The sequence below is a fragment of the Oscillibacter sp. genome (genome assembly GCF_031978065.1).
Taxonomy (GTDB): domain Bacteria; phylum Bacillota; class Clostridia; order Oscillospirales; family Oscillospiraceae; genus Oscillibacter.
This window is the reverse complement of the sequence record NZ_DALZCH010000085.1, coordinates 1-13,543: the sequence shown is the minus strand read 5'-3', so window position 1 is coordinate 13,543 and position 13,543 is coordinate 1. Positions and strand designations below refer to the sequence as shown.

Genomic DNA, 13,543 nt, shown 5'->3' with positions numbered 1-13,543 from the left:
GTAGTCTGAGGGAAATCCCACCGTTGTGGAACATCCGGAGACTGTTACATTGATCAAAATGCTTCCAAAACTTAAAATTCCTAAACACATCAGGATACAGCCCAACTGTCTGCGGTGCGCGTTTTTCCATTGAAAAAACAAAAGCCAGCAGGAAAGCAAAAAGACTCCCATAAATAACAGCAAAAAAACAACATTTACCAAGGTGGAAAATACATCTGCATTTCCCAAGAACATGCTCTTCAACACTTGAACTTGATAATAAATGGAATTTTCTATAAATTTCATGGGCTTCAGCAGGGCCAAATTTACATGTCCCCCTCCACCTGCTAGTATACTGTAAACCACCTCAAAGGCGGATGCTGCAGCTACAAGGATGCAATATAGAGAAAATCGCTTTCCTTTCCCTTTTCCGCAGGCTAGCAAGGCCAGCAAGGCCATGGGAATCAGCAAAATATGATAGATGCGGGAAACACACAGAACGATGGCAAACAGCATTGCCAGCCCGTACTGCCATCGGGACAGCTTTTCCATGTCTACAAAAGCAAAGGGAATCAGGAAAAAGCAAGACCAATAACTGACGGCCCAGAAGTAGTAGGCGCTGGGAAACAACATCATTCCTCCCAGATAAAGGCAGATCAGCAGCCGAATTTCTGGCGATAAGACCTTACGGAAGGTAGGCAAGCAGAGCATGGAGGCGGCTCCGCATACCAAGCAGGTTTGCAGCAACTGGGCAATGACAAACACGTACTTTCCCGTGCCTGATAACTGAACCGCTAGCCACATCAACAATCGTTCTGTCCAAACCAAAGACTCTCCGCTCATCAACGACATTAAATTGTGTACAAAGGAAAGCTCTTTGGCTTTATACCAAAACTCATAGACCATTTCGCTGTGTGGTTCGGCAAAAAAAGTTGCCAGAGAATTGGACAGCGAAATATACACGAACAGTAGACAGAAGGATGCAAAAAACAAGCCCTTCCCTTTTGTCAGCGTATCAGGCCGAAAAGCAAGAAGCCATGCAACGCCCAAGATCAACAGTACCAGTGCCGCCAGCATTACGCTGTCATAGATGAAATACCCGTCGTGGCGCAGGATGGAATACTGGATGGCCAGAGGGCCAGGGACAGGGGAACTGTCCAGCGTTCCAGCAGTTAAACCTGACGTTTTGGTTTGGGAAACATAGAAAAACAGATCAGTTCCCTCTGGAAAGGACTCGCCCCGGATACGTAATACCGCTTCGCCGACTTTAAAGGAGGAATAGGAGAAGTCGGGCGTATAGGGAGAGGAAATTTCCGTAGCATATACAAGAAGTGTTTCTGTCTGCTCCCCTTGCTGTAGAGAAAATTCTACGACTGCATTTTCATAGCCGGCGCCATTTGGTGCAGAGCAAAACAACAGAAGAGATTTCAGTTCCCCCTCCAGCCGCAATGTTTGCTCAATTTCATGCTGGTTGACGGACAGGGGGAGCATGTCCACATTTTCAACAGCGATGGTATTTCGACTGTCTTCGTAGAGGGAATTCCAGCAACTTCCCACAAAAACCAGCAATAATACTAGTGCCAGCACAAAAAACTTTGCATGCTTTCTGTGTCTTTGCTCGACGTTCATGGTGCTCCTCCGTTATTCCAAAGTAGATTCTTCTTTCATCAGCTCGGAAAGCTTATCAAAATTGATTCGTTGTTCCTCAATCACCAACGGATGATGCATAACACGGGTATTGATATTGACAATGTACTCTCCCACCAGCCCGATAAAAAACAACTGCAGGGAGCCCAGCAGGAAAATGCCGACTTGCGTTGCGGCAGAGCCAAAGGGGAAAGTATTCCAATTCAGAAGTTTCATCACCAGCGTATAGATTGCCACCAGAAAGCTGAGCCCGGACACACAGGCACCGATGATCGTGGCAATGTGCATGATTACTTTGGAATAGCTAGTGATGCCAAGCATAGCAAGATCATACAGTGCCATGAAATTGAAACTGCTTTTTCCGTTTTTGCGTGTTACCTGCTCATAGGTAACATCCTTGCGTTGAAACCCAAGCTCCGCTATAATCCCTCTTAAATACGGCAAGGAGTCGTCCATTTCTCTGATTACTTCAATAAAGGAATGGTCATATAGGCCAAACCCATCAAACTGATTAATATGATCAATTTCAGAGATGTTTTTAATGACATGATAGTAGCATTTTCTCAAGAAATACTTGAATGGGTTTTCCTTGCTTTTGGATTTAATTCCGGCAACGATTTTATAGCCGTTTTCCCACTCGGAAACAAAGGCGGGAATCATTTCAGGGGGATCCTGCATATCCGCAAACATCAGTACTGCGCAGTCTCCGGGAGCCTGCGACAACCCATAGAACAGGGAGCGGTTAAATCCAAAATTCTTGGCGTTGAAGATGGAGGTGACGGTTTTGTCTTCTTCACACAACCTGGTGATGAGTTCTCTGGTCTTATCTTTGGAGCAGTTGTCAATAAACATCAGATTACATCGATAGTCTGGCAATTGCTCTTCAAACACGTTGTTTACGCGACAGTAGACCTCTTTAACATTGGTTTCTTCATTGTATGTTGGAACTACAACTGAAATGGTTTTCATTTTTTTACACCTATATTCTCTGCCTTTTTATGGCTTTCCACATACGCTCCACGGTATATGAGAAGCCACATGTATCCTTATTTTGCGGAATGCGCCTGAATGACTTCGCCAATCGACTTGACAATGTAATCTAACATTTCAAAGGACATCCCCGGATAAACACCGACCCAGAAAGTCTGCTCTGTAATGCGGTTGGTTACTGGCAAATCATTAATAACACGGTAGCCCTCTTGCTGTTTACGCATCTCATCAAAGCACGGATGTTTGATGAGGTTTCCGCTGAACAACAGTCGGGTTTGGATGCATTTGCTTTCCAGATAACGTAGCATCTCCTCACGCTTAAACCCGGCATCCTCTTTAATCGTAATCAGGAAGCCAAACCAGCTGGGAGTGCTGTTCTCCACTGCTTCCGGCAAAATGAGGGGGCCGTTTTCCTTGTCACTGAAGAGCGCTAATTGGGTTCGCAGATATTCCCAGTTTTCCTTTCTTCTAGCAATAAATCCATCCAGTTTCTTTAATTGTTCTACGCCGATGGCGGCCTGCATATCTGTGACTTTCAGATTATAACCGAAGTGGCTATATACATATTTATGATCGTATCCGTGAGGCAACTCTCCGTGATCGCCATCAAATCTGTGGTTGCAGATATTGTCAATGCCAGATGGGCAGGCACAGTCTCTGCCCCAGTCACGATAGCTCTTGATCAGTTTATTCAACAACGCATCATTGGTATAGACGCAGCCGCCCTCGCCCATGGTAAGATGATGGGGAGGATAAAAGCTGCTTGTACCAATATCGCCGATAGTACCGGTGTACTTCGTCTCTCCATTGAGGCAATATTTACTTCCAAGTGCATCACAATTGTCTTCTACCAGCCACAGATGGTGCTGATCGCAAAAAACCTTTACTGCGGCCAGGTCAAAGGGATTGCCCAATGTATGTGCAATCATAACAGCCTTTGTTTTCTCAGAAAGCGCCGCTTCCAGTTGGGTGACATCAATATTATATTGAGGTATGGTGACATCAACAAAAACAGGAATTGCACCATACTGGATAATGGGTGTCACCGTGGTAGGGAAGCCACAGGCAACCGTAATGACCTCATCTCCCCTCTTAATGCGCCGCACACCCAATTCAAGGCTTGTCAACACAGAAAAAGCAACCAGATTGGCAGAGGAACCACTATTCACCAAATTTGCATATTTGACGTTTAACAGCTTGGCAAAATCTTTTTCAAATTGATCTGCGTATCTTCCTGTTGTCAACCAAAAATCTAGAGATGCATCTACTAAAGAGCACATCTCATTTTCGTCATACACACGCGCGGCATAGGTGATGCGGTCACCCTGTTCAAAGGTCTTTTTATTTTCCTTATGATCATGATAATATTGCTTTACCAAATTCAAAATCTCTTGGCGCGCAATTGATTCTTTCTCTGTATTGTTCATGTTGCTTCTCTCCTTGTGTTTCATTATTTCTGTTAAGGGGGTTCTCAATAAGTTCCGTGGGGTTTTGCTATTTTGTTTCATAGAGAACTGTCTCCAGTCGGTCGATCCGCTCATACAGGTGTTCCAAATCGTCCACCTTTTGCTCCAGACCGTCGGCACGGATGTACAGAGACTCCAAAGCGTCCATTCGCTCATAGAGATGCTCCAAGCCGTTCACTTTTTGTTCTAGACCGTCGGCACGGATGTGCAGAGACTCCAAAGCGTCCATTCGCTCATAGAGATGCTCCAAGTTGTTCACTTTTTGTTCTAGACCGTCGGCACGGGTGTGCAAAGACTCCAGTGCGTCGATTCGTTTGTAGAGGTGTTCCAACGTATCTACTTTTTGCTCGAGTCGATTTATAGTATCTGCCTGACGTCTTTCCTGCATATCAATTGCGGCCTGCTTTTCCCAAATGATCTCAGCAGGAAGCTTTTGAGGAAGTTCACCCTTATACAAATCCGGTATATAAGGTTTGTATTTATGGCTTTTTGCAAAATAAAAATTTTCTTCTCCAATCCATTGGTACGGGAATCCAGACCCAATTGCATCAAACACAACTTGATTGCAATGCGCCTTAATCCGCTCGTGCAGCTCGATAATTAAGAAATCAACATGGGATAGCCACCCGTAGTCCTTTTTAAAAAGGTCGCGTTCGCTTCCTTCAATATCCATTTTCAAAATATCAATTTTCTCAAGCTGGAATGTTCTAAAAAAAGTATTCATAGTCATTCCGACAATACCAGCGTTTGTTGATAAGGACTCCTGAACCTGATAACCCAGTGTACCTATACCCACGTCCACGATAGAGACCTTTTGATCTTTTTCAAATATTGCCCCATAAAATGGTGTAATTTGTGGATAGGGGGCAATGTTCATGAGCAAGGTTTTGTAGTTCTCTTCATCCGGCTCTACCGCAATTATATGAGCCTTTGGAAATTTTTTTGCAAAGTAAATGGACGCCAATCCAATATTTGCCCCCAAATCTACGATGGTGTTTACCGATCCTTCCACATCAAAGTACCCATATTCGTTTTTGAGTAAAAGCTGCTGATAGATGTCGAAATCGCTGGTGTTCTCTCTCAGGAAAATATCATTTTCATCTTGGTAATGCTGAATGATCATCGTTAGCTCCTTTTAAATCTCCCACCCTCTCAGGCGGAAGTAAGACCGCTTAAACCGATACCGCCTGTTGCTGCCTTTTGGAAAAAACAGGTTAAATATGGGCATCAGCAGTGCCTTAATCCGCTTTTTCAGGGACGGCTTGGGAACGGCAGCACTGCCAGCCAAAGCGGTTTCTAATTCGTTGATTCTGCGGTATAACTCATGTACATGAGGCATGGAAGTATATTCTGTGTTCTTTTGACACATTTTTTGCAGCAGCAGTTCGTAAAAAATAGTTTTTCTTGCATAAAACCAGAAAAACTCATACAAGTCGGGGTCCTCTGCAAAGCAGGGAATGGCTTTACCCACATAATGCACAATATAGGGGTCCAGACGCGCCTGATAGTATTCTTTTCGCAAATCTGCCGGTAAATAATACTCATCGGTTGCATAAGGGACATTGGCAATCATTACGTTCCACTTGTTTGGAAGCCGTTTGATTTTATCCTGAAAGAGCATATTTACCAAATCTTGATCCAGCCATTTCAGCTGATACTTGGTGGCCTCATGAATGAGGTAGCCTGTTTCAAAGGTCTCGTTGAGCAATGTTACATTGTAAAGGGCAATGCCCGCTTGAAAATATTGCTCAGGATACTTCATTTTGAGCGTTTCTTTATTATACGCTCTCTGCTCCAACGGAGGCGTTTGTGTACAATAGGCCACCACATGGGTGTCATAGGCGGCAGCCATATAATACCCTTCCAGATCGGTGACATATAGCTCTGCGATATCGTGATTGACCACAATGTCGGAATCCAAGTAAATCACCTTGGGATATTGGGCAAATAAATCCGGCGCAAGCAGACGATAGTAAGTATTTGGAGTAAATTGTGCCCAGGTATAGAAATTTAAATTTTCAATGATTTTTGTAATATCCATCACACGGATCGAAATATTGCAAAGCTCCTTGGCCTGAGCCTCAATTCTCTCTCGGTTATAGAGGAACATGTCATCTGTGAAGACAACAATATCGTAGTTCTTTTCTCGTTTGGCATTTTCGATGATCGACTGAATTACTACCGAGGCAAAAGGCGCATACTCGTTGCTGGCAACCAAGCAGACCGCTGCATCCACACGGGGAAATGCAGGCTCAATCACCTCGCAAATATCTACCCGATCACTTTCCTTCTGATAGAGCTCGTTAAGGCTTCTATGGGGCGAATATCCCATGTTCTCTCTCCCCCCCTTTTCCCGCTGAGGAAAGGAGTTTTTTTCTTTTTTAGAATCCACCGTAGATTTTCATAAACTGTGCAAAGCTCTGGTTCTTTTGATCCTTTTCCGCCACAAGCATCTTCTCTGCTCCGCCGATTTTCTCCAACGGCCACGCAATGGAAATATCTGGATCATTCCACATAATACCATCGTCATACTCCCCGTAAAATTTTTCTCCGCACTTATAAGAAACAATGGAGTCCTCCAGCACCAGATACCCATGCCCGCATCCGGCGGGAACCAGAATTTCGTTGTGCTGTTCTCCCACAAGGTCAAAACTCAGCCACTTTTTAAAAGTTGGACTGTCCTTACGTAAATCCACCACCACATCGTAAACATGGCCGGTGATGCAGCGAACCAGCTTTGCCTGCTGCTTCACACGCTGAAAATGCACGGCACGAATCACACCTCTATGGGAGGTGGTATAGAACACCTCCTGTAAGTCGTGAGTAATGCCGTTGGCCTCAAACACCTCTTTAGAGTAGTCCTTGGTAAAGCAGCCGCGGATATCATCGGCATTGAAGGGCGTCACTTCGATCAGCCCTGCAATTTCCGTCTCTTTAAATTCAAATTTCTGAATCATATTTGTTCCTCCCGCAAGATGGTTTCCCACCAGTCTCTGGTACGGCGGCACCCTTCCGCGAAGCTGACTTCCGCACGGAAGCCTGTGTCGGCTTCCGTTTCGCTGCAATCAAACTTAGAAAGGGGCATATCCACGCCGGTAAACGGAATATCCCCGAAAATGAAGTGGAGATGCGGTGCAATGGCGGTCTTCATTTCCAGCAGAAATTCCTTCAACGGCTTCGCGCTGGAGCTTCCAATCAAATATTCATGAAAGGGTTTTCCGTGCTCGCCGATCAGACGAAAGGCCCGTGCCACATCGTCAATATAGACAAAGTCATAATTCTGCGTACCCGCGGTAAACTGGGGAGATTCTCCCCGAATGCACTTTTGAATAGTGGCATTGACCATGCGGGGACTCCGCTCTCCCACGCCGTAGGCATTGGTAATCTCTGGCCAGACCAGATCAATGCCGAGATTGGCTGCCACAGACATACACATAGTATGCGCTGTTAATTTTCCGCTTCCGTAGATATAACCCAAGCCCGGACGGTTTCCCTGTTTGTAGGCCGCAGCCATGGTCTCGTGCTCCACGATGCTGCCGGCGCATACAAATCGTTGACATCCAAGGCTTTTTGCAACGCGCAGAGAATCCACCGTCCACTGCACATTATGCAACTGCAAGGCGGTATCTGTGCGGGCAGGTCCTGCGCTGCCCGCCCACGCAAAGTGATAGAACGCGTCATACACATCCTGTGGAATTTTTTTTGACAGGGATGCCATATCCTCCAGATCACAGGAGACCCTTTGAAGCCGGTCATTCTCTGGCAAAGAGGAGAAATGGTTATGATGTCCCACCGCCCAAACGGTGTAGCCGTTATTTAAAAGCTCCTTGATTGTGGCACTGCCCACAAACCCGTTGGCACCCGTAACAATTGCATGTTTCATAAATGATTATACTCCCAGATATTCATGGATTTGCTTTTGCATCACAGCGGGAATGTCCCCGCCAGCCATCCAAACCTGTGTCCATTCCACCGCTTTTTCTAAGGCATCATGGATATGCCAATGGGGTTTCCAGTTCAGTGTTGTTTTGATTTTGGAGCAGTCCAGCTTCAGAAAGTTTGCCTCGTGGGGGCCGCCCACCCAACGGTTTTCCCAAGTGGCATCTCCACCCCATACCTTGCAGAAAATATCTACCAGATATCCTGTGGTGACGCAGTCCATATCGTCCGGTCCTACGTTGTACGCATCTGCCAAAGAAGCGTCCTCATACTGCCGTTGTGCAAGTAGAAGATAGGCGCACACTGGCTCCAAAACGTGCTGATAGGGTCTTGTGGAATGAGGATTGCGAACGACAATCTTTTCGCCCTTTTCCAGGGCTCTCACGCAATCGGGAACAATCCGATCCCGGGCAAAATCACCACCGCCGATTACGTTGCCGGCACGGGCGGTGGAAATGGCACATTGCTTTCCGCCAAAAAAACTGGAACGATAGCTGTGGGTCACCAGTTCGGAGCAGGACTTGGAGTTGGAATAGGGGTCGAAGCCGTCCAGAAGCTCGTTTTCACGATACCCCCATGGCCACTCATTATTCTCATAGACCTTATCGGTCGTCACATTTACAAAGGATTTTACACAAGAGTGAGTGCGGACGCACTCCATGATATTCACGGTTCCCATCACGTTGGTCTCGTAGGTATAGACGGGCTTTTCATAGCTTTCCCGCACAATGGGTTGTGCTGCCAGATGGAGCACGATCTCTGGCTGAGATTCATCGAACACCTGCATCAGATGGGCCAAATCTCGCACATCACCAACGATACTGGTCATATGCTCCGCCACTCCGGCGAGGGTGAACAGGTTGGGTTGGGTCGGAGCTTCTTGTGAATAGCCCGTTAAAATCGCACCGGCATCTACCAAAATGCGGCACATCCAGCTGCCCTTAAACCCGGTATGTCCTGTAACCAGCACACGTTTTCTGGAATAAAATGATAAATTCTGCATCAGTCTTTCCACACTTTCCAAGGTGCATTGCCTGATGCCCAAAGGTTGTCCAGCGTTTCCTTTTCTCGCACTGTATCCATGCACTGCCAGAAGCCCTCATGCTTATAGGCCATTAGCTCGCCCATTTTTGCCATGGTTTCCATAGGCTTTTTCTCCAAAACAGTGTTATCACCATCGATATAATCCAGGAACTTGGGGTCACAGACCATAAACCCGATATTGATCATGTTGCCATCGCCCATGGTCTTTTCACGGAACTGATTGATGTGTCCCGCCTCGTCAATGTCCAAAACGCCGAAACGCTGCCCGGCATTGAAGGACGTCATGGTAACCATCTTTCCGTGCCCTTTATGATAGTTCACCAAGTCGTTGATATCCACATTGGCAACACCGTCGCCATAAGTCAGCAGGAAGGACTCATTCCCAATATAGGGCACAACACGCTTGACACGGCCGCCGGTCATGGTATTAAGACCGGTGTCCACCACAGTCACCTTCCACGGCTCGGAATGGTTGTTATGTACTTCCATGCAGTTGTTCTTCAGATCGAAGGTCACATCCGTGTTGTGAAGATAGTAGTCGGCAAACCACTCCTTGATGACCTCCTGCTTATAGCCCGCGCAGATGACGAATTCATGGAAGCCATGGGCCGCATAGCCCTTCATAATATGCCAGAGAATGGGCATACCCCCAATTTCCACCATGGGCTTGGGTTTAAACTGGCTTTCCTCTGAAATGCGGGTGCCAAATCCTCCAGCTAACAATACGACTTTCATTTTGTTCTCCTCCGTCTTGGTTTAATTCCATTTATAAAACTGAAATACAACTCTTTTTACATAAATTCTTGCCTTGCTCCCTTTGGGAAGCAACCGATCGGCAATTGCCTTGATTCGCCTTTTCAACCGCTGTACAAAGGGCTCTCTACCCAATTGGCGTAAAAGATCGTCTCGCAGATGTTCCGCTCGCTTATCCGCATAGTCCACCGCCATCCGCTGGATCAGTATTTCGTAGAAGGGCGTCATTCGGGCATAGTGCCAGAAATACTCGAATAAATCCGGCTCTACCGTATAACAGGGCATAGCCCGCCCCACATAGTGAACAATATAGGGTGTTTGCCGATTTTCAAAGTAATCCTGTCGCAGTGCATCGGGCAAATGGTATTCGTCCAAGTCCTCCGGTTGATTGGACACCATCACATTCCATTTTCCGGACAATCTTAAGATCTTGCCGTAGAATAGCTTGTTGACCAAATCCTGATCCAGCCAGCGCAGCTTGTGGATCATTCCCTGCTGGATAAGGTAGCCCGGTTCAAAATCCCGCCGCAGTGCAGTGAGATTAAACAGCGACACACCAGCCTGAAAGTATTCCTCCGGGTTTTCCATCCCTAATTCCTGAGAGTTATATGCCCTCTGCTCCAGCGGTGGGGTTCTGGTGCAGTAGGAGATTACATGGGTGTCGTAAGCGGCCGCCATATAATATCCCGTTAAGTCGGTTTCAAACAGCTCCGCCAGGTCGTGGTTGACCACGACATCCGAGTCCAGATATACCACCTTGGTGTACTCTGTAAACACATCAGGCGTCAAAAGGCGGTAATAGGTGTTGCTGGTGAAATGCGCCCAGGTATAAAAGGAAAAACCCTCGATCATTTTGGAAATATCCAACACCCGAATCGAAATATTTTCCTTTCCGTCTCCCATAGCTTCCATGCGTTTGCGGGAGCGCCAGCGCATATCGTTTGTCAGCACCACAATGTCATAGGTGTGCTCCGATGTGGCATTGGCCAAAATCGAAGCTACCACCACAGCCGCAAAGGGAGCATATTCCTCGCTGGACACCAGAGAGACCGCAACGCTGTCTTTCCCAAACACAGGAGGGAGATGGGTACACGGAGATGTTTTTCCAGAGAGCTCCTCTTCGAACTGGTTGAGACTATAAAAGGGGGACCGTGCCTCCTCCATGCAAACACCTCCTTATAATTGCTTGAATGATGAATACATATAAGAAAAATACAAAATTTTGCAAAGCTCCCGCAATCGAGATTGAGGCGGTAAAATCCTGTTCAGCATTCTTTTTCTGCTGGATTCCGCCGGCCTTTTTTGTTCCTTGAGACATTGCGTTTCCAACTGCACCTGTGCCATGGCCTGCTGAAAATACGACCCCAGATCAGTCTTTTCATCCGCCCAAGGCTTTTGCCGACCGGAATAATGGACAATCCACGGGTCTTGCCGGGAAGCCACATACCCCTTTTGTAGTTCCTCTGGGGTGTTTGCGATAATATGGGAAACCCGATAGCCGTCACAATCACACACTACGTTCCACCGCAAGTCCAGCAGTCGAATGTGGCCCTGACAGAGAACATTGAGCACGTCCTGATCGAAATAGCGAAAACAGCCGGATGTACTGGCCTTCAGCAGTGCATCTTCCCCCAGTCCCGCTCTCATAGCCTGCACATGAAACACCAAAACGCCGGCTTGCAGGTATTCTGCCGCACGATGCATATGCAGCTTTTTCTCCAGATAATACCGCATCGATCGCTCAGGGCCGCAATACTGCCCCAATACATCCAAATCCGTTACACCCGAGAGGTAAATTTCAGGGTCATGGGGCAACGACAATAAGGGAAAAACATCCTGCAAAACTACCAGATCTCCATCCAGATAGAGCACATCGTTATAGTGCTTGAGCAGGCGTGGAATTAGGAGTCGTGCATAGGTTTCTCCGCTGACGTGTCCCTCGGTATAAAGAGTTTCAGGCAGATACCCCCCCACTGTCACAAGACGAATGGCACAGCTCGGATAGTCTTTGATTGTTGTCTCTAGCAGAGCGAGCCCCTCGGGTGAATAACCATTCTGTGACAGAAGAAGAAATTCATAGCCGCATTCTTCCCTTCCGTGAGCAAGCACAGAGTGCATTGCCACACACGTGTAAGGAAGAAATTCCTCACTGGCCGCCATGACTATGGGAATATGATCTTTTTCATGAAGTGGGACCGGATATGCGCCCGGTGATAGTTGCTCAATCACGGATAGATCCCTCCCGGCTTACACTACTTATTGCAATCGCAGATGTCGCTTAAGCTGATGTAAAAGTTGGCGGGGCAGAAGCCCCACCACAAGGGGCTTTACCGCCCAAATAAACCATGCCGGCATCCGTCCCAAAGAAGAAAACCGTGACAGCCTTGTCCGAAACTCGTGGTAAAAAAGGAGGTAGGGGCGATGCTTAAGCTGGCTTGCCGTTACAGAATAGTCCAGCAGCACCTGCTGCACATTGGCGCCCAGACAGCCATTTTCATAAAGGCGAAGCAGCAAATCGTAATCGTCGCAACCCTCCTGCAACGGATGCTCACTGTAACCTCCGACTGCGATCATTGCCTGCCGCCGGAGCAACAAAGCCGGATGGACAAAGGGATTGGTCATGCGAAAATTCTCCACTCGGGGAAAGGGTGGCAGTTTCCGCACCATCGGGGCTGTCCCACCCTGCTCCAGCACCCAACTGCCCACAATACAAATCTCCGGGTGGGTGGAAAGAAACGAAAGCTGCTGGGCAAATCGATAGGGATGACTGAAATCGTCGTCGTCCATCCGTGCAATCCATGTGCCCCGTGCCTGTTTCAAACAGCGGTTTAATTTCTGCGTCAGGCTGTCCGCTCCGGTTCCGTCAATGAGACAAATTCGGGTATCTTGTCGAGAAAGCGCCTGTAACAACTGTTTTGCGGAGGGCGCGGAGCCATTCTCGCAAATCAAAAATTCAAATTCTGACATGGTCTGTGCCAAAATGGAAGTCACAGCGGCTTTTAAGGCGGCAGTTCCCTCTTGCGTGCAGCGTACTCCCATGATGACAGAAACCATAATCTGCTCAGAGCACATAGGCATCGCAGATATCCTGCGCAGGGCCAATCATTTTGACTTGCCCCTGATCCAACCACGCCACGCGGTCGCACATCTCACGAATCTGTGTGAGGTCGTGGGAGACGAACAGCACGGTGGTTCCACCGCTCATCAGTTCATGCATTCTGGCACGGCTTTTTCCCTGAAAGGCCTCATCGCCCACGGCGAGGATCTCATCGACAATCAAAATCTCGGGCTGTACCACTGTAGCCACGGAAAATGCCAGTCGCATCAGCATACCGGATGAGTAATTTCGGATGGGCACATTAATAAACTGACCCAGCTGAGAAAATTCTAAAATCTCATCAAATTTCTCCTTAAGGAATGCTTCCTGATAACCCAGCACCGCGCCATTGAGGAAGATGTTTTCCCGCCCTGTCAAATCCATATCAAAGCCGGAGCCCAGCTCCAGCATAGGTACCACACTGCCTTGACAGGCCACACTGCCCTCAGTGGGCTTGAGGATGCCGGAGATAATTTTCAAATAGGTTGACTTTCCAGCTCCGTTTCGGCCGATAATGCCCAGCACCTCGCCCTTTTGCACCCGCACGCTCATATCCCGCAACGCCCAGAACTCCGAATAGGTGAGCTTGCCGGACACCTTTCGGGCCAAAAATTCCTTGCGTGACAGG

13 protein-coding genes are annotated in these 13,543 nt (G+C 47.5%); all 13 read right to left on the bottom strand.

From position 1 onward, the window contains the following. A partial coding sequence (locus tag RTK01_RS12180; protein WP_312281237.1) for a hypothetical protein occupies positions 1-1,608 on the bottom strand: 1,608 nt, incomplete at its 3' end. Between the two features lie 12 nt (positions 1,609-1,620). Beyond that, entirely contained in the window at positions 1,621-2,595 is a 975-nt protein-coding gene (locus RTK01_RS12175) for a glycosyltransferase family 2 protein (protein ID WP_312281236.1), read from the bottom strand. Positions 2,596-2,672: 77 nt separating this feature from the next. Continuing rightward, a complete protein-coding gene (gene rfbH / locus RTK01_RS12170; protein WP_312281235.1) occupies positions 2,673-4,043 on the bottom strand; it encodes a lipopolysaccharide biosynthesis protein RfbH in 1,371 nt (456 codons plus the stop codon). 67 nt (positions 4,044-4,110) lie between these two features. Next, positions 4,111-5,205: an FkbM family methyltransferase gene (locus tag RTK01_RS12165; protein WP_312281234.1), complete on the bottom strand. Its 1,095-nt coding sequence runs from the start codon at positions 5,203-5,205 to the stop codon at positions 4,111-4,113. A gap of 12 nt (positions 5,206-5,217) precedes the next feature. Continuing rightward, positions 5,218-6,414, bottom strand: coding sequence for a glycosyltransferase family 8 protein (locus RTK01_RS12160; RefSeq protein WP_312281233.1), 1,197 nt, complete (start codon positions 6,412-6,414; stop codon positions 5,218-5,220). A 49-nt stretch (positions 6,415-6,463) separates the two neighbouring features. Continuing rightward, positions 6,464-7,039, bottom strand: coding sequence for a dTDP-4-dehydrorhamnose 3,5-epimerase (gene rfbC / locus RTK01_RS12155; RefSeq protein WP_312281232.1), 576 nt, complete (start codon positions 7,037-7,039; stop codon positions 6,464-6,466). Next, entirely contained in the window at positions 7,036-7,965 is a 930-nt protein-coding gene (locus RTK01_RS12150) for an NAD(P)-dependent oxidoreductase (RefSeq protein WP_312281231.1), read from the bottom strand. Before RTK01_RS12150 ends, rfbC begins: the two co-directional genes overlap by 4 nt. 6 nt (positions 7,966-7,971) lie before the next feature. Then, the gene (gene rfbG, locus RTK01_RS12145; protein ID WP_312281230.1) at positions 7,972-9,024 is read right to left on the bottom strand and encodes a CDP-glucose 4,6-dehydratase; all 1,053 of its coding nucleotides are present in this window, start codon (positions 9,022-9,024) and stop codon (positions 7,972-7,974) included. Continuing rightward, positions 9,024-9,800 carry a glucose-1-phosphate cytidylyltransferase gene (gene rfbF, locus RTK01_RS12140; protein WP_312281229.1) on the bottom strand — a complete coding sequence of 259 codons (777 nt, stop codon included), beginning with the start codon at positions 9,798-9,800 and terminating at the stop codon, positions 9,024-9,026. The genes rfbG and rfbF overlap by 1 nt, the downstream gene beginning before the upstream one ends. Positions 9,801-9,821: 21 nt before the next feature. Further along, positions 9,822-10,982 carry a glycosyltransferase family 8 protein gene (locus RTK01_RS12135; RefSeq protein ID WP_312281228.1) on the bottom strand — a complete coding sequence of 387 codons (1,161 nt, stop codon included), beginning with the start codon at positions 10,980-10,982 and terminating at the stop codon, positions 9,822-9,824. A 12-nt stretch (positions 10,983-10,994) separates the two neighbouring features. Beyond that, positions 10,995-12,047 carry a glycosyltransferase family 8 protein gene (locus RTK01_RS12130; RefSeq protein WP_312281227.1) on the bottom strand — a complete coding sequence of 351 codons (1,053 nt, stop codon included), beginning with the start codon at positions 12,045-12,047 and terminating at the stop codon, positions 10,995-10,997. A 27-nt stretch (positions 12,048-12,074) separates the two neighbouring features. Then, positions 12,075-12,896, bottom strand: a complete 822-nt coding sequence (locus RTK01_RS12125; protein WP_312281226.1) for a glycosyltransferase — start codon at positions 12,894-12,896, stop codon at positions 12,075-12,077. After that, positions 12,880-13,542: an ABC transporter ATP-binding protein gene (locus RTK01_RS12120; protein ID WP_312281225.1), complete on the bottom strand. Its 663-nt coding sequence runs from the start codon at positions 13,540-13,542 to the stop codon at positions 12,880-12,882. Before RTK01_RS12120 ends, RTK01_RS12125 begins: the two co-directional genes overlap by 17 nt. Position 13,543: the final 1 nt, after the last annotated feature.

What these genes read in the sequence shown, in the direction of transcription:
- RTK01_RS12175 (WP_312281236.1), bottom strand. Translation starts at nt 2,595, where the DNA reads ATGAAAACCATTTCAGTTGTAGTTCCAACATACAATGAAGAAACCAAT.
- rfbH (WP_312281235.1), bottom strand. Translation starts at nt 4,043, where the DNA reads ATGAACAATACAGAGAAAGAATCAATTGCGCGCCAAGAGATTTTGAAT.
- RTK01_RS12165 (WP_312281234.1), bottom strand. Translation starts at nt 5,205, where the DNA reads ATGATCATTCAGCATTACCAAGATGAAAATGATATTTTCCTGAGAGAG.
- RTK01_RS12160 (WP_312281233.1), bottom strand. Translation starts at nt 6,414, where the DNA reads ATGGGATATTCGCCCCATAGAAGCCTTAACGAGCTCTATCAGAAGGAA.
- rfbC (WP_312281232.1), bottom strand. Translation starts at nt 7,039, where the DNA reads ATGATTCAGAAATTTGAATTTAAAGAGACGGAAATTGCAGGGCTGATC.
- RTK01_RS12150 (WP_312281231.1), bottom strand. Translation starts at nt 7,965, where the DNA reads ATGAAACATGCAATTGTTACGGGTGCCAACGGGTTTGTGGGCAGTGCC.
- rfbG (WP_312281230.1), bottom strand. Translation starts at nt 9,024, where the DNA reads ATGCAGAATTTATCATTTTATTCCAGAAAACGTGTGCTGGTTACAGGA.
- rfbF (WP_312281229.1), bottom strand. Translation starts at nt 9,800, where the DNA reads ATGAAAGTCGTATTGTTAGCTGGAGGATTTGGCACCCGCATTTCAGAG.
- RTK01_RS12135 (WP_312281228.1), bottom strand. Translation starts at nt 10,982, where the DNA reads ATGGAGGAGGCACGGTCCCCCTTTTATAGTCTCAACCAGTTCGAAGAG.
- RTK01_RS12125 (WP_312281226.1), bottom strand. Translation starts at nt 12,896, where the DNA reads ATGCCTATGTGCTCTGAGCAGATTATGGTTTCTGTCATCATGGGAGTA.